Origin of the sequence: Erythrobacter sp. NAP1, from assembly GCF_000152865.1 — a bacterium.
Lineage (GTDB): Bacteria > Pseudomonadota > Alphaproteobacteria > Sphingomonadales > Sphingomonadaceae > Erythrobacter.
In genome coordinates, this window is the sequence record NZ_CH672390.1 from 412,288 (window position 1) to 429,440 (window position 17,153).

Genomic DNA, 17,153 nt, shown 5'->3' on the forward strand with positions numbered 1-17,153 from the left:
TTGCGCAGCGCTTACGCAAACGTCAAGCAGGGTTAGCCCCGCATGTGTCGTCAGGTGAGGCCGAGCTTGCGAAGCGCACGAAAGGTGTAGGCTTTGGCCATGTTGCTCGCCGGCCAGCGACCCGGAGGCGCAGGCGAAAAGCCGCGCTGGCGCAGCAGGTGGTTGAGCCCGCGAGCATCGCTTTCGGCATAGCTCCATTCGCTGCGCCATGTGATCGACAGCGAAATCGAGCTTTGCGGTCCGTTCTTCACGAAATGCGGCGCCATGACCGGCACGTAGACCGCCTGCCCCGGACCAATGGCAAATTGGGTTGCGCCCTTCATCAGGTCGTCGCTCCAGGTCAGCTCGCGGGGCCCGCCCGAATGGTAGCTCTCGTGCGTCTCGTCAGGAGCGAAACGCGGGTCGCCAGCTGGGAACTGGGTCATCACCTTGGAACCGCGGATCTGGAGCAGGATGTTGTGCTCAGGGTCGAAGTGATAGGGCGTGACCGCATTCGGGCTGGAGATGAAGATGAAGCCTTGAGGCGTCAGCATCGCGCCGGTCTTGGCCTCGATCTCCGGGCGGATCTCGTCGAGCAGATCGATGAGGAGGTCGTTGTATGCATCGTGCTGTTCGATGTTCTTGAGCACCGCCCAGCTGTTCGACTTCGCGATCTCGATGATGGTCTCGGCGATCGAAAGCCCATTCGAGCCCGGCTTGCCATCTACGCCGATGGGCAGGTCGCCGCGGTTGTACTCGACGCTGCTCTCGGGCAGCGCCTCTGCCAGTTCGGCAAGCGCTTCGAGATCGAGCAGCGGATGATCGCCGAAGCCGTGCTTCAGCACATGCGGCGTCTCGGGATAGCTCGATGCGAAGGTGTGGCGAGCGAGCGCGTCGAAGGTCTCGAGCGATGCGGTGCGCACCTTGTGCCACTTGTCGTGCGGAGCGTTCATGCCTTGTCCTTTCCGCGGGTCTCGTATGCCATCATCGCCCGGAACAGAGCGCGGCGAAGCGGGCCGCCTATTGCGATGTTGCGGCTGGTGATGCGGCGCTTCTCGCGCCAGATGCGTTCTATCATGGAGTGGCCGGGAGCAGCGCAGCTATCGGCCCACGCGATGTCGCTGCGGTCGAGGAGGTCCAGGTTCTCGATCTGGAGCAGGAGGCCCGGCGAGAAGCGCGCATACGCTTCGTCAAACGCGGTCTTGAAGCTGAAGACGCCTGGCGGCGTGACGAAGTTCGCCAGCATCGCAATCGGCTTGCCGTCGAGCCGCAAGGCGAGGCGTTCGAGCCTGCCTGCGCTCGCAGCACCTGCCAGCGCATCGGCAAACAGGGCGCGGGTTCGCTGCGCATTGGCGAGGGCGGAACCGCGTTCACCCTTCCAGCCGGCGGCCTCCAGGCCGAGGAACTCTGCGATCCAATCCTGAAGCCCCTCGGCGGCCGCATGACGTTCGACGGTGAGCGAGCCTTCTTCGGAGAGACGCTTGCGCTGGCGGCGCAACTCCTTGCGCTTCTTCGCGCTCATCGCTTGCGACAGATAGGCCTCGGCATCGAGGTCAGAGGAAAGCATGGCGCGAGAGCCTTCATCGACCGTGACACTGTAACGGTCGGTCTCGGCAAGGACGGCATCGAGCGCCCTTGCCGTGCGGCCATCGGCGGGAAGCTCTGGCAAATGGAGAAAGAGCGAGCGCCCCGGAGCGCTGTCGAGGCGGTCCAGCAAGCCGCGCCAGAAGGCATGCTCATAACCGCGCGCGATCAGCGGACCCGAGCAGAAAGCGTTGTCGTGCAGCCAAGCGGCACAGTGCGGGACGAGGTAGCCGTAATAGCGCGGCGGTCGGCTGAGCGGCATAAGGCCGACGAGCCGGTCGCCGTCAAATTGCGCGGCGATGGTGGAGGCCTTGTGAGCTTCGAAGTGAGCCAGCGAGGGCAGGGTGAACCACGGCTCGAAAAAGGGGTTGGGTTCGGCTGCATCGTTGCACAGCGCGTCCCACTGAGTGCGGAAATCGGGAGTGGCGGCATCGGCCGCGGAGATAAGGCGCACGGAGGGCTCGCCGCGACGGGTGCGGCTATCGGTAGGCCGAATATCGGCCATGCTGGGCGTACCTGCCAAGTCCATTGCGTTAACCTAACCGTGCGCATCCACCTGCGCATCACGGGCTTGCATACGGGATTAGCCTTAAGAAAGCCTTGGGTTTTGCGAAGGATGTGAGCCACCGACCCGAAACGGCACACCGCGCCGGCAAAGTGCAAACGGCCAAAGCAAAACCCCGCCCGGATCGCTCCGAACGGGGTTCTGAATGTGTTGGCTCAGGGAAGTCGTCGGTTGCGTCAGCAACCGTTAGGGCGACTACCCGCCCGCACCGAAGCAAGGACGTGGCGGCCCAGATGGGCCGCCACTCCCCAAATCAATGCGCTCCGCCTGCCAGTGCCGCGAGCAGAAGCAGCGCGACGATGTTGGTGATCTTGATCATCGGGTTCACGGCCGGACCCGCGGTATCCTTGTAGGGATCGCCAACGGTATCGCCGGTCACCGCAGCCTTGTGAGCTTCGGAGCCCTTGCCGCCGTGATTGCCATCCTCGATGTACTTCTTCGCGTTGTCCCACGCGCCGCCACCGGCGGTCATGGAAAGCGCGACGAACAGGCCGCCTACGATCACGCCCAGCAACAGCGCACCGAGCGCAGCGAAGGCATTGTCCTGACCTGCAAGGCCGAGGATCACGAAGTAGACCACGATCGGTGCAAGCACCGGAAGCAGCGACGGGATGATCATCTCCTTGATCGCGGCCTTGGTCACAAGGTCGACCGTGCGGGCATAGTTGGGTCGGCTTGTGCCTTCCATGATACCCGGATCGGCAGCGAACTGCTCGCGCACGTCCTTCACCACGTCGCCAGCTGCCCGGCCCACAGCGGTCATGCCCATCGCACCGAACAGGTACGGCAGCAGCGCGCCGAGCAGCAGCCCGACGATGACGTATGGGTTTTCGAGGCCGAAATCGACGTTGGCTTCCGGGAAGAACTCCCGAAGGTCAGCGGTGTAGGCGGCAAACAGCACGAGCGCTGCAAGACCTGCCGAACCGATGGCGTAGCCCTTGGTCACGGCCTTGGTGGTGTTGCCGACCGCGTCGAGAAGGTCAGTCTTCTCACGAACGCTTTCATCGAGGCCCGCCATTTCGGCGATGCCGCCTGCGTTGTCGGTGACCGGACCGTAAGCGTCGAGCGCGACGACCATACCGGCAAGTGCCAGCATCGCGGTTGCGCCATAGGCAAGGCCGATCAGGCCAGCGAGTTGGTAGGCTCCGATAATCGCCGCGATAATGACGATTGTCGGCAGAGCGGTCGATTCAAGGCTGATGGCAAGACCCTGGATCACGTTGGTGCCGTGGCCCGTTTCCGAAGCCTTGGCGATCGAGCGGACCGGACGGAAGTTCGTGCCGGTGTAATACTCGGTGATCCAGATGATGATGCCGGTCAGCGCAAGGCCGATCAGCGAGCAATAGAACAGGTCCATGCCGTTGAAATCGACGCCGCCCGGACCTGTGCCGAGCACGGTGGTCATATCGCTACCGAAGGTCGACAGCGCATATTGCGTGACCAGATAGATCAGCGGAATTGCAAGGACAGCGGTGACGATGAAGCCCTTGTACATCGCGCCCATGACGTTCGTGCCATTGCCGAGACGAACGAAGTACGTGCCGATGATCGAGGTCACGATGCACGCACCGCCGATAAGAAGCGGAAGCGTCATCAGCGTCAGAAGGTTCTCGCCAAGCTGGCTTGCGAACAGCAGTGCGGTCAGAACCATGGTTGCACCGACCGTCACGACGTAAGTCTCGAACAGGTCGGCGGCCATGCCTGCGCAGTCGCCCACATTGTCGCCGACGTTATCAGCGATGGTGGCCGGGTTGCGCGGATCATCCTCCGGGATCGAGGCTTCGACCTTGCCGACAAGGTCAGCGCCCACGTCAGCGGCCTTGGTAAAGATACCGCCGCCCAGACGCGCGAAGATCGAGATCAGCGATGCGCCGAACGCAAGGCCGACGAGTCCGTCGATAACGACGCGACTATTTGCATCGAGCCCCATCGGGCCAACGAGCACGGCAAAGAACACCGCGATGGCGAGCAGCGCGAGGCCTGCCACCAGCATACCGGTGATGGCGCCTGCGCGAAACGCGATGGTCAGACCTTCCTGAAGGCCGGTCTCTGCCGCCGCTGCGGTGCGAACATTCGAACGCACCGAGATGTTCATCCCGATATAGCCCGCCACACCGGAAAGGACTGCGCCAACGACGAACCCGACCGCCGGAACGATGCCGAGGAAGAAACCGACGAGCGCGGCGGCAACAATGCCGACAATGCCGATGGTGGTGTATTGGCGGTTGAGATATGCCTGCGCGCCTTCCTGGATAGCGCCCGCAATCTCTTGCATCTTTGCATTACCGGCGCTGGCTCCCAGCACCTGGCGGCTTGTGACGATGCCATAGACGATGGCAAGCAAACCCAACCCTATTGATATGTATATTAGGTCCACGAAGTATCCCCTCTCAAAGCGTGGAAAGCGCGCCTGGGTGTTTCCCATTGACGCGAGGCCGGTGAGTGTAGGGGCAAGAGTCAAGCGCGCAAGGCGCAATGATGGGGTTTGGCCCGCGTTTCGTCGCTTTTATGGGGGCAAGTGCGCGTTTCGAGCGCTTCAGCCGTGCTGATAGCCGAGCCCCTGCGCATTCAGCAGCGGGTCTCCGTCAAGAACCAGCGGTGCGAAGCCGCGCGGGGCGACGGTGCCGATCCGGGTCGCGGGGACGGGCAGCTTTGCGTCCGCAGGCGCTGTGAAGAGCAGCTCGTAATCGTCGCCCCAACGCATGCAATCTGCGCACCGCGCATTGTCCGCGACAGGCACCTCGGAGCTCTCGATGCCGATTGTGACCTGGCTCGCTTCGGCAATGCGGAATGCGTCGAGTAACAGGCCATCGGAGACATCCATCATCGCGGTGACATGAGGGGCCAATGCCCTGCCTTCGGTAAGCCGCGGGGCGGGGCGATTGAAGGCGTCTTCGTGGTCGACTTCCCCTTCGAAACCCAGCATCGCGCGGCCCAGCGTCCCGGTGACGAATAGGCCATCACCGATTGCAGCGCCCTTTCGCCATGGCACAGGTTTGTGGGTGGCGCGCCCGATGGCCGTCATTGAGAATGTGCTGGCCCCGGTCACGGCCACTGTGTCGCCGCCCAGTATCGGTACGTCGAAGGCTGCGAGCCCGGCGCGAAGCCCTTCCAGAAAGCGACGATCATTCCCGCCGAGCGAATGACCCAGCAGGACGCCGATTGGCTCTGCACCCTTGGACGCAAGGTCAGAAAGGTTGATGGCAAGCAGCTTCCACGCCACGTCGGCAAGGTCCGCTTCGGGACGGAAGTGGGTCCCCTCGGCCATCAGGTCATGGTTTATGATCAGCGTTTCGCTGCCGAATTCGATCACCGCGCAATCGTCGGTGAGTCCGCGCGCGCCCGGGTGAAGGGGCAAGGTGCGCAGCGCGCTGAGAAATTCGGCTTCAGACATGACCCCTAGCTAGGCGCTTGCACTGGCAATGTCGAAGCGGCGCGCGCGATAAGGGGGGATTAGTCGCGCGCTTCCTTGGCTACCGCGTCAAGGATGCCGTTCACGAACTTCGCCTCGCGGTCGTCGAAGAAGGCCTTGGCGACGTCGACATATTCGGTGATCGCGCTCGCCCGCGGCACATCGGCACGTGCGATCAATTCGTAAGCGCCTGCACGCAGGATCTGCAGCATCGTCTTGTCGAGACGCATCAGGGTCCACCCCTGCGCCAGCCGCGCGGTCAGGATCTCGTCGATCTCATCACGGCGCGCATCGACGCCGCGCACGATGTCGTCGAAAAACTCGACCTCGGCGTCGGCATAGACCTCGCCTTCGTGGTCCTCGTCATCGACTTCGCGACCAAGGCGGTGCTGGTGAAACTCGTCGAGCAGCTTGTTGAGCGCGGTGCCCTCCATCTGCTGCTGGTAGAGCGCCTGTACGGCGGCGAGGCGCGCGGTCGAGCGGGCCTGGGATCGGGCGGGAGTGTTCATTTGAGGCGGAGTTCCACGGATTTGGCGTGCGCGGGCAGACCTTCTGCATGGGCAAGGGCTGCTGCTGCGGGACCGATGCTCGCCAGTGCGGCATCGTCGAGAGAGATAAAGCTGGTGCGCTTCATGAAATCGAGCACCGATAGCCCGCTTGAAAAGCGGGCGCGGCGACCGGTCGGAAGCACGTGATTGGGGCCGGCGACATAATCGCCGACAGCCTCGGGCGTGAACCTGCCCAAAAACACGCTGCCGGCGTGGCGCGTCTTGGTCATGATCGCTTCGGGATCGTCGACGGCAAGCTGCAAGTGTTCAGAGGCAAGCGCGTTGATGAGTGCGGGCGCTTCCTCGGGGATGTCGTTGACGACGATAATCACGCCGTGATCGTCCCAGCTGGTGCGCGCGGTCTTGCCAGTTGCGAGCTGGCTGATCTGAAGGTCGATGCAGTCCTCGACCATGGCGGCAAAGCCAGCATCGTCGGTGATGAGGATCGATTGCGAGGTCGGATCATGCTCGGCTTGGCTGAGCAGGTCGGCGGCGGTGATGTCTGGATCGTTCTTGCCATCGGCGACCACGAGTATCTCGCTTGGCCCTGCGACCATGTCGATGCCGACCACGCCGTAAAGTTGGCGCTTGGCTTCCGCGACATAGGCGTTGCCGGGACCGGTGATCACATCGACTGGCTTGATCCGGTCAGTGCCGTAAGCGAGTGCAGCAACAGCTTGAGCCCCGCCAACGCGCCACATCTCGTCGATACCAGCAACGTGAGCGGCGGCGAGGACGAGGGGATTCGACTGGCCCTTGGGCGTTGGTGTCACGACTGCAACACGCTCAACCCCGGCGACCCGCGCAGGGATTGCATTCATCAGCAGGGAAGAAGGATAGGCCGCGCGACCGCCGGGCACGTAAAGCCCAGCTGCATCGACCGCCCGCCACGTCGCGCCAAGGCGCACGCCAGTGTCATCGGTGTAGTCGCGGTTCTCCGGAACCTGCGCCTCGTGATACGCGCGAATGCGCTTTGCCGCGAGGTCGAGTGCTTCTCGGAGCTCAGGCTCGAGCGCGTCATACGCTTCGGCAAAACGCTCTTTGGTCACCATCCAGTCAGCGTCGTCGACAAGCGAATAGCCATCGAAGCGCTGGGTGTAGTCAACCAGCGCCTTGTCGCCAGATCCCTTCACCGTGCGAAGGATGTCCTGAACAACGCCGCTGACATCGCTGTCGGCTTCGCGGCGAGCGTGGACGACGCGCTTGAACTTGACCGCGAAATCCGGGTCCATGGTCGAAAGCATCTGCATCACGCGGCGTCCTTAGTAGCGCGCGCTTCGGCATCGGCGCGGAAGGCCGCGACTAGCTCGCCAACGCGCGGATCGGTCTTTAGCGCAGCACGGTTGACGATCAGGCGCGCGGTGATCTCGATGATGCGGCTCGTTTCGACGAGGCCGTTCATCTTGAGCGTCGTGCCGGTCGATACGAGGTCGACGATCTGGCGCGCGAGACCGAGCGAGGGCGCGAGCTCCATCGCACCGTTCAGCTTGACGCATTCAGCCTGAATGCCCTGCCGCTCGAAGTGGCGGCGGGTCAGGTTGGGATACTTGGTCGCGACGCGTAAATGGCTCGCACCAGCGTGGTCATTCTCGTCACCAGCAAGCCGCGCGACGGACAAGCGGCAGTGCCCGATATCGAGGTCGACCGGGGCGTAAAGATCGTCGTAGTCGAACTCCTCGACCACGTCAGAGCCAACGATGCCTACCTGTGCGGCACCGTGCGCAACGAATGTCGCCACGTCGAACGCCCGCACGCGGATCAGCCGCATATCTTCGCGGTTCGTGCCGAACGAAAGCGAGCGGTTGGCCTTGTCGTGAAAGCCATCCTCGGGCACCACGCCAGCGCGCGCCATGACGGGCAGCGCTTCGTCGAGGATGCGGCCCTTGGGAACGGCGAAGGTGAGTTGGTCGCCAGCGGGGGATGAGAGGTCGGTTGTCATTTCGCGGCGGGACTTAGGCACTGGGCACCCAAAGGGCAATACAAACCAAGGTGGAGATTAAAGCGGCATGACTGACAGCGGAAAGGTCGGAAGTGACTACGGAGCGGTCATGGCGATCGAAGATCTCAGTTCCGCAATCGAATGGCAGGCCGAACACGCCGAGATCAACGATGCACCGTGTACCGCACGCGTGATCCGCTCCCTGACCAAGGTCGCTGCCGGCGAGACCGCGACAGGGCGCCGAATTGCTGGCTGGCACGGACTCACGCTCAAGGATGCAATGCCCTTGAGGATTGCTGGCGGATTGCATCATCTCGTGCTTTCCGGTGAGGATGACCGGCTGGCGCGCGTTTACAGCGGCCAGATTACCGATCAGGGACAGGTCGACCGACTGGTGTGCGAGTTGGTCGAGACCTATGATCACCGCTTGCTTCCATGGCTCGACGGGCCGCCTCAGACCAACGAGGCAGGCCGCTCAGCGAGCATCATGGCTGGGCTATTGTGGCTCGCGCAGCGTGTGGCTCCGCGCTTCGAATTGCTCGAATTGGGCGCAAGCGCTGGGGTGAACACCATGCTTAATCGCTACCGATTCCGGCTGGGTGACACCGAGGTTGGACCCGCAGATTCGCCCATGCGGATCGAACCAGAATGGCGCGGTGGGGCCGGCTCGCCTCCCAATGCACCTGACGAATTCAAGATCGTGTCGGTTCGTGGATGCGACGTCGCGCCGATCAACCTCGCGGACGAGGCAAGCGCGCTGCGCCTCAAGAGCTATGTCTGGCCTGACGCTCCTGCTCGCATGGCCCGTATTGACGCCGCGATTGAACTTGCAAGCCAAGACCCGCCGCAAATCGTTCGGAAAGATGCAGGCGAATTCGTCGGCGATATGCTTAGCGAGCCTCAAGCCGAGGGCACAACGCGGGCGATGTTCCACTCGATCATGTGGCAATACATGCCCGCCGAAACGCAAGAAGCGATCACGCAAATGGTCGAGCGCGAAGGGACAAAAGCTTCAGCCGAAAAGCCTCTCGCTTGGATCAGCCTCGAAACCGATCCCGCGACGTTCCGGCATGAATTGAAGGTGAGATACTGGAACGGCGGCGAGAGCGACGGAGAGACCACGCTTCTCAGCCATGCGCACCCTCACGGAGCATGGGTTGAATGGGCTGGCAGCGCATAAGGTTGCAAATTGCAACTAACATTGGTGTGCATTGGGCATGAGAGAGAAGCTTCCCAATTCCGATCTAACCCTTGCGGAGGCGCTCGTCGCTTTCCGCCAGCATCATGGTCTCCATCAGAAGTACGCCGACATGCGGGAAGGCGCGAAGGCGCACTTTGAGAGGCACGACATGGTGCATGTCCTCTTTGGCCTCGACACCAGCATTCGCCAAGAAGCGCAAGCCGATGGCTGGACACTGTTCGGGACAGATATCTCGCTGCGAGACGTTCGCGACTTTATGGATCTCCCCGAAGAGAAGGAACTGATCAAAGAGGTGGGTTGGGCCACGATCGCAAAAGGTTGCCTGCGTGCGATCACCGATTATCCGGTCATCGCTTGGAAATCGCGCAAGCTTCGCCGGAAGTGGCGATGGTCCGACAACGCCGACTATCGCAGCTGGACGGTCGCGCGCATCCGCCGTGAATTTTGGATCGAGCGCGCTCTTTCGGCCTGATCCGCCTCAGTCCTCGTCGCTCCAGCGGAACTGGAACTCGAGTTCGTGGTCGCTGCCGCTTTGTTCGTGCTCGATTGAGAATTCGGTTTCGGCCGGAATGTAGAGCCGCTCGCCCGCTACCTGAATCTCGAACGCCTTGTTCTCTTTCAAGGCTTTGACCAGGCGCTCGAGCTTTTGGATGTTCTGTTCGGTCGTGTAGGTTTTGGTGACGTCGCGGCCTTCTTCGGTGCTCATTAAAAACGGTCCTTTGGTTTGATGATGTGCGTGACTTAGGCGCTCAAGATTGCAGGAAGGTTTCCATCGCCTCGATCATCGCCTCGGGCGCCTCCCACGTCACGAAATGGCCGCAGCCATGCACCGGCACGATGGTGAGCGGGTCGATGATCTCCTCCAGCCCTTCGAGGTTTTCGGCCGGCAAGGCGAGGTCGTCCATTGCCCAGACGACCAGAGTCGGGATCGTGAGTTTGGGCAGTGTGGGAGGCGAATAGTCGGCGGGCAATTCGAACGGCTCGTCCATCGTCGGCACCTGCATGGCGCTCGCGCGGTAATAGTTGATCATGCCGAAGCACGCATCGCGGTCTTCCCATTCGCGCAGCATGCGCTGGCGCTCTTCGACCGGCATTTCGCCGGGGCGGTCCCAGTTCACTTCCTGCTTGAGTATCCCGGTGATCCCGTGCTCGCGAATAAGTTCGTCATTTGCCGGATCGCGAAAGCCGCGAATGTATTGGCTGGATTCGCGCTGGCCGGGATGGGTGTAGAGCAGCTTCTGGAAGATCGCCGGATGAGGGGCATTGGCGATGATTGCGCGGGTGACCCGCGTGTTCTGTCCGGCAAGCGCCACGCCCCAGGCAACCGCTCCGCCCCAGTCGTGCCCGACGATAGTGAATGTCTCGACCCCCAGCGCATCCGCCAGCAGAAAGACATCGCCGATGAGCTTGTCGGGCGAGTAATTCTCGACGCCCTGCGGTTTGGAAGAGCCCGCATAGCCGCGCTGGTCGGGTGCGATGCAGCGATACTGCTTTGAGAAATGCGCGATCTGGTGGCGCCACGTGCGGTGGTTTTCGGGAAAGCCATGGAGGAAGACGAGGACAGGCGCATCGCGCGGTCCTTCGTCGACCACGTCGAGCTCGATCCCGTTGGCGAGCGTGACGCGCGTCTGTTCCATGCCGCTCACTCGGTTTCCTCCATCCGCTCCATGTAACCGCCTGCGACCATGCCGGCGATCTGGTCGAACAGCGCATCGGGCGTGCGCCGCATCTCGCCCATCTGTTGTTCCATGCCTTCGGCGACGATAATCTCGCGTTCGCCCGCGGCGATCCCATCGAGCATCGTCTTAGCGGCGTCTGGCGCAGGGATGCCCTCATCGATCACCTTGTCCGAAACGCCTCGCTTGCTGCCATCGCCCTTGAGGGCATTGCGCGAAACATTGGTCGCGACCGAGCCGGGATAGATCACGTGGACGCTAACTCCGGTTTGCGACAGCTCTCCGCGAAGTGCATCGCCATAGCCGGCAAGCCCGAACTTCACCGCGCTGTAGGCGGTGCGCATCGGCACGCCGACCTTGCCTGCGATCGAGGAGATGAAAGCGAGCGCGCCAGAGCCGCGCTCGACCATGTGCCCGATCAGTCCTTGCGCGAAGGCGATCTGTGCGGTGAGGTCGATGTCGATGATGTCGCGATAGACCTGCATGTCGGTCTTGAGAGCGCGGCTGCGCTGGGAAACGCCGGCATTGGCAATCGCGATATCGACGCCGCCTTTCCATGCGATGGCTTTAGCGGTTGCCTCTGCAAGGGCCGCGTCATCGCGCACGTCAAACGGGAGGATGAGGGTATCGCCGCACTCCTTCGCGACGTCTCCTAATCTTGCCTCGTCGCGGCCCGAAAGCACCAGGTGTGCGCCACGCGATGACAAATCGCTCGCGAGCGCCGCGCCGATGCCCGATGACGCGCCCGTGACCCAGGCGACTTTACCGGTGTAGTCCATCAATTCCCCTCCCGATGTCTCTCTTTATGGATAGCTGACGGTCTTGGGCACGTCGGGCAAGGGGATAAACTCCCCTTCGTCGCCCGGTACCTTGCCGAAGCGTCCTTCGCGCCAATCGTCCTTGGCCTGATTGATCCGCTCGCGATCGGAACTGACGAAGTTCCACCAGACGTGGCGGCGCGTGGTGAATGCCTCGCCGCCCAGCAGCATAACCCGGCCACCGCTTTCGCTCGAAAGCGTCATCGTTTCGCCGGGCTTCAATACGGCCAACTCATAAGGCGTGAGCGTACAGTTCCCGATAGTTGCCTCGCCGCCGACCAGCATGACCGCGCGTTCGTCGGCTTTCGAATCGATCGGGATCGAGCCGTTCGGGCCAAGCAATATCTCGGAGTAAATCGTGTCCGCATGGGTCGTGGTCGCCGCACGCTTGCCCCACAACTCGCCCATAATGACGCAGGCCTTCACACCGTTGTCCTCGATCCACGGCAGGTCGCTTACCGCCTCGAACGCGGGGTCGATTTCCTCCTGTCCGTCGGGCAGGGCCAGCCAGGTTTGCATCCCGTAGAGCATCGGGCCCTTCTTGCGCTCGTCCTCGGGCGAGCGCTCCGAATGAGCGATGCCTCGCCCTGCGGTCATCAGGTTCACAGTGCCCGGGCGAATGGTCGAAAATGTACCAAGCGTATCGCGGTGGTCGATCGCGCCCTGGAACAGCCATGTGACGGTCGCGAGATTGATATGCGGATGAGGACGCACGTCCATGCCGGTGCCAATGTCGAGCTGGCCCGGACCGAATTCATCTACAAAGATGAAAGGCCCCACCATTTGCCGAGCTTTGGAAGGCAGCACCCGGCGCACTTCGAACTGGCCGAGGTCGTGTGTCGTCGGCGTGACGGTCTGGGTGATGAGCTCGGTCATGAATTGCCTCTATCCTGCGTGATGATCTGGGCGAGTGTCTCAGGGAAGACAGCTTCCGGCCAATCGCCAAGTTCTGCAAGCTCGAACCAGCGGTGCTGGGTCATCACTCGCTGCTCAAGCGCAGTATGGCCGTCGGTTGAGATTTGCGTGCTTGATACGCGAACCACGAAATAGCGCTCGTCCGCCTGCACGGGTTCGCCTTCAACCGTGATGAACTCAGGCGTCGTGCGCGCGATCTGGTAGCCAGGATCGGCTTCGATGCCGGTTTCTTCGAGCAGTTCGCGCCGCGCCGCCTCTTCGAAGCTTTCATGCGGTTCGCACTCGCCTCCTGCGGTGACCCAGAATGGCGGTCTGTCCGAGAGGGTGAAACGGAACAGGAGCACACGCTGCGCATCGTCGAGCACGATGATCCGCGCCGCGCGTCGAATGCGCTTGGTGTTTCCGAACTCGTTCATGCTTCGGACTAGCCCGTCGGGGCGCTGGCCTTGATCGCGACGGCGTGGACGCGTTCGCCCACGATGTCGCCCAGCGCCGCAATGACCGAACGCTGGCGGGCGAGCCGAGTCATGCCGCCAAAGGCAGGCGCTTCGATCACGACAGTGAAGTGGGACTCGCCCGAGCCATCATCGCCTGCGTGGCCCGAATGCATCGCGCTGTCGTTGATGATCTCGAGCCGCGTCGGCTCAAATGTCTTCGTCAGCAAATCGCGCATCTCTTCAGCCACCGTCCCGCTCATCTCACCACTTTCCTTCTTTGCAACATTGCGATGCTTGGAATTTGGCATCTCAATCGCCATTCTCAAGGGTTCATGTCTCAGACGCGATTCCATGGACGGTTCGAAACCGAAGAGCGGGTGTGCGAGCATCCGACCTGCCGCGAGCCGGGTGAATTTCGTGCACCCGGTTACCGCCCAAATGGCTTTGATGGCCCGGGCGACTGGCGCTGGTTCTGTCTTGACCACGTGCGCGAATTCAATGCCGGTTACGATTGGTTCGAAGGCATGAGCGCAGAGGAGATCCTCGCCGCGCAATCTCCTGCAAGTGGCTGGCGCACCGAAAGCCCGAGCTTCAGCGCGCGCGCTGCGGTAGACGGTATGCCGCGCTGGGCCGATTTCGACGACCCGCTCGACGCCATCTCAGCCCGCGCAAACGGCATTCGCAGCCGGGCGCAACGCGAAGCGGCAATGGCGATGGACGGACGCTTTTCGAAGGAAGAGGCCGAAGCGCTCGAGACCATGGGCCTTGGCTCCAACACCGACCGCCGCCGCTTGCGTCGCCGCTATTCGGAGCTGGTTCGTCGCTATCACCCCGACCGCAATGGCGGGGACCGCAGTCACGAAGCTCGGCTCGGCAAGGTGGTCGACGCGTACCAATTGCTCAGGAATAGCGCCGCGATCGCCTGACCTCTATTGCTCGCACAAGGCGGCAAGCTGCGCTGCGCAGACGTTCCAGCCTTCAACGAAACCCATTTCCTCGTGCTGCTTGAGCGCCTCTGCCGTCCAGTGCCGGGCGGTCGCGGTGTAGCTGGTGCCGTTGATGCCATCCTCCTGCGCAGGTTCGATTTCCCACGTGCCGATCATGAAGGCGGGGGCGGGATGGAATTCGCCGTCCACGATCTGAACTGCATCCGTCCCGACGAACCGGCGACCCTCCTCCCAGTGGAGCACGATGCCGTCATTGGGCATCTCCTCGCCGTCGGGCCCAAACATCGTTGCAAACCATCGGCCTCCCGACTTGCGTTCAAGGACGCTCGTCTCGCAGCGCCATGGCGAAGGGCACCACCATTCGTCCATCCGGTCGGTCATCACCTGCCAAACCTTTTCGGGCGGCGCAGCGATGAAGCGGGAGACGCTGGCCTCGTTCATTCCTGCGATGCCTCCTCGATTAGTTTTGCGTCGATTGCCTTGGCTTCCCCATAGGCGGGTCTCTGTCTGATACGCTCGACATAGGCCTTGAAGGCAGGCGTTTCGCCGATCGTGCTAAATTGCAGGCCCCAATCGATCTGGCTGCCGACATAGGTGTCCGCCATCGTGAAGCGCGATCCGGCGGCGAAGTCGTTCTTCTTCAGCCAGTCGTCGATTGCCGAAACTGCAAGGTCGAAACTGCCAAAGCCTGCCATTCCCGAACGCTCTTCGGGTACTTCCCAGCCCATCGCTTTCGCCAGAACGGCCTGTTCCAATGGCCCGGCCGCGAAGAATAGCCAACGGAAATAGGCTGCCATTTCGTGCGCATCGGGCAACAAGCCTTTGTCGGGATGCGTCTCCGCCAAGTAGTGATTGATCGCCGCTGCCTCTGTGACGACGTGATCGTGATCGCCGTGATGGTGCACCAGTGCGGGCACCTTGTTCATTGGATTGATGGCCTTGTAGCTCTCTGGCCGCGATCCCCAATCGAGCAACCGGTGCTCATAATCAGCGCCCGCTTCATGCAGCGCCCAGCGCGAGATTTGCCCACGGCTCATCGGTACCGTGTAGAATGTGAATTCGGTCATGGCTCAGCGCCCCTTTGTGATGAGCGGCTCGAACTCGCCAAAGATCAGGCGAGAGCCATCGAAGGGAGGATCGCCCTCTGGGTATCCCTCAAATCCCTCACCCTTGCCCATCGCGACTTTGGCATTTTCGAGGGTCTCCTTGTCGGGCCAGATAACCCAACCTGTGACGATTTTCTCGCCCTCAGGCGCGGCAACTGCTTTGCGAAGGTCGGTGTTTTTCCCCTCGGGGACGAAGGCTTCCCATGCCTCCATCACTTCAAGCGCGCCATGCTTCATGGACCAGTCCGCCATGAATTCAGCGGCCTTTATGTAGGCATCCTTGTTTTCTTCGGACACGGAAAGCGCAGCGATTGCCACATACATAATGCTTCTCCCACCAATCGATCCGGGTGAAGAATGCAGGAGGATCGCGGCGATATCCAGTCAGTTCTGACGGAAGGCCCATCGCAGTGTCCGGCCCATGCCCCAAGTGGCCGCGCGTGCAGGCAATGCGGTCAGCACTGGGCGTTGCAGGTTCAGCATCGAGCGCGCGAATGGCGGCAGCATCGTCACCGCTTCGGCTCCCAGCATGGTCTGCAGCGCAGGGGGCGTGTTTTTCGGTCGCTGGTTGAGCACAAGCTGCGCAATCTCGCGGGCTTGCGGCGAGGGGCGAAGATCGGTGCGAAGTTCACGAAACAACGCTTCGGCCTCGCGACGCGTTTCCGGGACAGGATCGACGCCGAGAGCACGTGCGATCACCGCGATCTGGCGGTAATACTCGTCCTGCTCTGCGCTCGGCATGTCCGGGCGGACGTGGCGAAGATAGCCTGCAAGAAAGCTCTGCGCTTCTGTCACGTGGACCCAGGCGAGCGTGCGCGGATTGGTCGCTTCGTAACGGCTGCCATCGGGCAGGGTGCCCCCGACCTTGGCGTGAATGCGGTTTACGCGGTCGATCGCTTTCATCGCCTCGTCACGGTGGCCGAATGTCGTCACGGCGATAAAGCGCGCCGTGCGCTGCAGGCGCCCGTGCATGTCCTCGCGAAAGTTCGAGTGATCGAGCACTCCCTGTAGCGCATGCGGGTGGAGCATTTGCAGCAGCAGCGCACGAATGCCGCCGGTCATCATCCCGACGATATCGGCGTGCACCATGCGGATCGGCGTGTCCTTCTCGAACAGCGCGTCGTCGGATGGTGGGACCGGCTTTTGCTTGCTCGCATTGTCGTTGAACGTGTTGCGAACCTGTTCGACCAATTTGAGGCGAAAGCGTTCAATCGGTGTGTCGAGCGGCGAGGGCATAAAGCTAATCTAATCACACTGATCGGATATTTCGAGAAGCGCGTACCTGTTAGTGCCACATTCTGCGCCCATCTTCACGTCCATGCAAATCAACGCCAACTTCGAAGAGCCGGCGACAGTGCACACCGCGTCGCTTGATTGGATTCCCTCTCCGATGGCCGGAGTCGATCGCCGCATGCTCGATCGCATCGGCGGCGAGGTAGCGCGCGCGACTTCGATCGTACGCTATGCCGAGGGCAGCTCGTTTGCCGAACACACCCATTCAGGCGGTGAGGAATTCATCGTGCTCGAAGGCGTCTTTCAAGATGAGCACGGCGATTATCCCGCTGGCACATACGTTCGCAATCCGGTCGGCACGCATCACATCCCTCGCTCCGAAACGGGCTGCACGATCTTCGTTAAGCTCTGGCAGTTCGACGCCGACGATCAGGAACAGATCTCTGTCGATCTTGGCAGTGCACCGTTATCTCCCGATCCTGCGCGGCCCGGAGTTGAGATGAGCGTGCTGGCGAAGCGCGATTACGAGAATGTCTCGCTCGAACAGTGGGCACCGTCCACCGAAGCGACACTGGTCGATGATGGCGGTTTCGAGGTTCTCGTCCTCGACGGATCGATCTCGCTCGAAGGCGAGAACTACGGCGTGTACGACTGGATCCGTTGGCCTGCAGGAAGAAGCGCCACCATCACTGCCGGACACGACGGCGCACGCATTTGGATCAAGCGGGGTCACCTGAGCGAGATTCGCGTGCCCGAGCAGGCCTAGGTGAAAATGTCAGGTCTAGATTTGAAA

At 61.9% G+C, this 17,153-nt stretch carries 21 protein-coding genes; 4 read left to right on the forward strand and 17 right to left on the reverse strand.

The features are described 5' to 3' along the window. Window positions 1-50: 50 nt before the first annotated feature. The 7 genes from NAP1_RS01820 to hisG all read right to left on the reverse strand — a co-directional run bounded on the left by NAP1_RS01820 (window position 51) and on the right by hisG (window position 8,027). Window positions 51-932, reverse strand: coding sequence for a cupin-like domain-containing protein (locus NAP1_RS01820; protein ID WP_007163507.1), 882 nt, complete (start codon window positions 930-932; stop codon window positions 51-53). Next, entirely contained in the window at window positions 929-2,086 is a 1,158-nt protein-coding gene (locus tag NAP1_RS01825) for a GNAT family N-acetyltransferase (protein ID WP_241761162.1), read from the reverse strand. The genes NAP1_RS01820 and NAP1_RS01825 overlap by 4 nt, the downstream gene beginning before the upstream one ends. A gap of 295 nt (window positions 2,087-2,381) precedes the next feature. Then, window positions 2,382-4,505 carry a sodium-translocating pyrophosphatase gene (locus NAP1_RS01830; protein ID WP_040464636.1) on the reverse strand — a complete coding sequence of 708 codons (2,124 nt, stop codon included), beginning with the start codon at window positions 4,503-4,505 and terminating at the stop codon, window positions 2,382-2,384. Between the two features lie 159 nt (window positions 4,506-4,664). Further along, entirely contained in the window at window positions 4,665-5,522 is an 858-nt protein-coding gene (gene thiL / locus NAP1_RS01835; protein WP_007163510.1) for a thiamine-phosphate kinase, read from the reverse strand. 59 nt (window positions 5,523-5,581) lie between these two features. Beyond that, entirely contained in the window at window positions 5,582-6,049 is a 468-nt protein-coding gene (nusB, locus tag NAP1_RS01840; protein WP_007163511.1) for a transcription antitermination factor NusB, read from the reverse strand. Continuing rightward, window positions 6,046-7,338, reverse strand: coding sequence for a histidinol dehydrogenase (gene hisD, locus NAP1_RS01845; RefSeq protein ID WP_007163512.1), 1,293 nt, complete (start codon window positions 7,336-7,338; stop codon window positions 6,046-6,048). The genes nusB and hisD overlap by 4 nt, the downstream gene beginning before the upstream one ends. Further along, on the reverse strand, window positions 7,338-8,027 hold the full coding sequence (gene hisG, locus NAP1_RS01850) for an ATP phosphoribosyltransferase (protein ID WP_007163513.1): 690 nt from the start codon (window positions 8,025-8,027) through the stop codon (window positions 7,338-7,340). Before hisG ends, hisD begins: the two co-directional genes overlap by 1 nt. Window positions 8,028-8,094: 67 nt before the next feature. On the opposite strand from hisG, the gene NAP1_RS01855 reads away from it, so the two are divergent. Together NAP1_RS01855 and NAP1_RS01860 are read left to right on the forward strand one after the other, a co-directional pair. Next, a complete protein-coding gene (locus NAP1_RS01855) occupies window positions 8,095-9,207 on the forward strand; it encodes a DUF2332 domain-containing protein (RefSeq protein ID WP_007163514.1) in 1,113 nt (370 codons plus the stop codon). A 37-nt stretch (window positions 9,208-9,244) separates the two neighbouring features. Next, on the forward strand, window positions 9,245-9,700 hold the full coding sequence (locus tag NAP1_RS01860; protein WP_040464164.1) for a hypothetical protein: 456 nt from the start codon (window positions 9,245-9,247) through the stop codon (window positions 9,698-9,700). Window positions 9,701-9,706: 6 nt separating this feature from the next. Here NAP1_RS01860 and NAP1_RS01865 read toward each other — a convergent pair whose 3' ends face one another. From NAP1_RS01865 to NAP1_RS01890, 6 genes are read right to left on the reverse strand one after another with little or no spacing between them, the layout of a single operon-like run. Continuing rightward, the gene (locus NAP1_RS01865; RefSeq protein ID WP_007163515.1) at window positions 9,707-9,934 is read right to left on the reverse strand and encodes an amphi-Trp domain-containing protein; all 228 of its coding nucleotides are present in this window, start codon (window positions 9,932-9,934) and stop codon (window positions 9,707-9,709) included. A gap of 43 nt (window positions 9,935-9,977) precedes the next feature. Then, window positions 9,978-10,865, reverse strand: a complete 888-nt coding sequence (locus tag NAP1_RS01870) for an alpha/beta fold hydrolase (protein ID WP_007163516.1) — start codon at window positions 10,863-10,865, stop codon at window positions 9,978-9,980. 5 nt (window positions 10,866-10,870) lie between these two features. Continuing rightward, window positions 10,871-11,683 (reverse strand): SDR family NAD(P)-dependent oxidoreductase, encoded by an 813-nt coding sequence (locus NAP1_RS01875; protein ID WP_007163517.1) that lies wholly within the window; start codon window positions 11,681-11,683, stop codon window positions 10,871-10,873. A gap of 24 nt (window positions 11,684-11,707) precedes the next feature. Continuing rightward, the gene (locus NAP1_RS01880; protein ID WP_007163518.1) at window positions 11,708-12,598 is read right to left on the reverse strand and encodes a pirin family protein; all 891 of its coding nucleotides are present in this window, start codon (window positions 12,596-12,598) and stop codon (window positions 11,708-11,710) included. Next, complete coding sequence (locus NAP1_RS01885) at window positions 12,595-13,053, reverse strand: NUDIX hydrolase (protein ID WP_007163519.1); 459 nt, start codon at window positions 13,051-13,053, stop codon at window positions 12,595-12,597. The genes NAP1_RS01880 and NAP1_RS01885 overlap by 4 nt, the downstream gene beginning before the upstream one ends. An 8-nt stretch (window positions 13,054-13,061) precedes the next feature. Beyond that, window positions 13,062-13,334 carry a BolA family transcriptional regulator gene (locus tag NAP1_RS01890; protein ID WP_040464637.1) on the reverse strand — a complete coding sequence of 91 codons (273 nt, stop codon included), beginning with the start codon at window positions 13,332-13,334 and terminating at the stop codon, window positions 13,062-13,064. Between the two features lie 72 nt (window positions 13,335-13,406). Here NAP1_RS01890 and NAP1_RS01895 point away from each other — a divergent pair, with 72 nt between their 5' ends. After that, window positions 13,407-14,000: a DnaJ domain-containing protein gene (locus tag NAP1_RS01895; protein ID WP_007163521.1), complete on the forward strand. Its 594-nt coding sequence runs from the start codon at window positions 13,407-13,409 to the stop codon at window positions 13,998-14,000. A gap of 3 nt (window positions 14,001-14,003) precedes the next feature. On the opposite strand, the gene NAP1_RS01900 is transcribed toward NAP1_RS01895, so the two are convergent. Genes NAP1_RS01900 through NAP1_RS01915 form a run of 4 tightly spaced genes read right to left on the reverse strand, consistent with a single transcriptional unit; the run spans window position 14,004 to window position 16,363 of the window. Continuing rightward, the gene (locus tag NAP1_RS01900; RefSeq protein ID WP_007163522.1) at window positions 14,004-14,462 is read right to left on the reverse strand and encodes an SRPBCC domain-containing protein; all 459 of its coding nucleotides are present in this window, start codon (window positions 14,460-14,462) and stop codon (window positions 14,004-14,006) included. After that, on the reverse strand, window positions 14,459-15,088 hold the full coding sequence (locus tag NAP1_RS01905; protein ID WP_007163523.1) for a glutathione S-transferase family protein: 630 nt from the start codon (window positions 15,086-15,088) through the stop codon (window positions 14,459-14,461). Before NAP1_RS01905 ends, NAP1_RS01900 begins: the two co-directional genes overlap by 4 nt. Window positions 15,089-15,091: 3 nt before the next feature. Next, entirely contained in the window at window positions 15,092-15,451 is a 360-nt protein-coding gene (locus tag NAP1_RS01910; protein ID WP_007163524.1) for a DUF1428 domain-containing protein, read from the reverse strand. A 60-nt stretch (window positions 15,452-15,511) separates the two neighbouring features. Further along, window positions 15,512-16,363 carry an oxygenase MpaB family protein gene (locus NAP1_RS01915; RefSeq protein ID WP_007163525.1) on the reverse strand — a complete coding sequence of 284 codons (852 nt, stop codon included), beginning with the start codon at window positions 16,361-16,363 and terminating at the stop codon, window positions 15,512-15,514. 82 nt (window positions 16,364-16,445) lie between these two features. On the opposite strand from NAP1_RS01915, the gene NAP1_RS01920 reads away from it, so the two are divergent. After that, the gene (locus NAP1_RS01920) at window positions 16,446-17,126 is read left to right on the forward strand and encodes a cupin domain-containing protein (protein ID WP_007163526.1); all 681 of its coding nucleotides are present in this window, start codon (window positions 16,446-16,448) and stop codon (window positions 17,124-17,126) included. The last annotated feature ends 27 nt before the right edge of the window (window positions 17,127-17,153 follow it).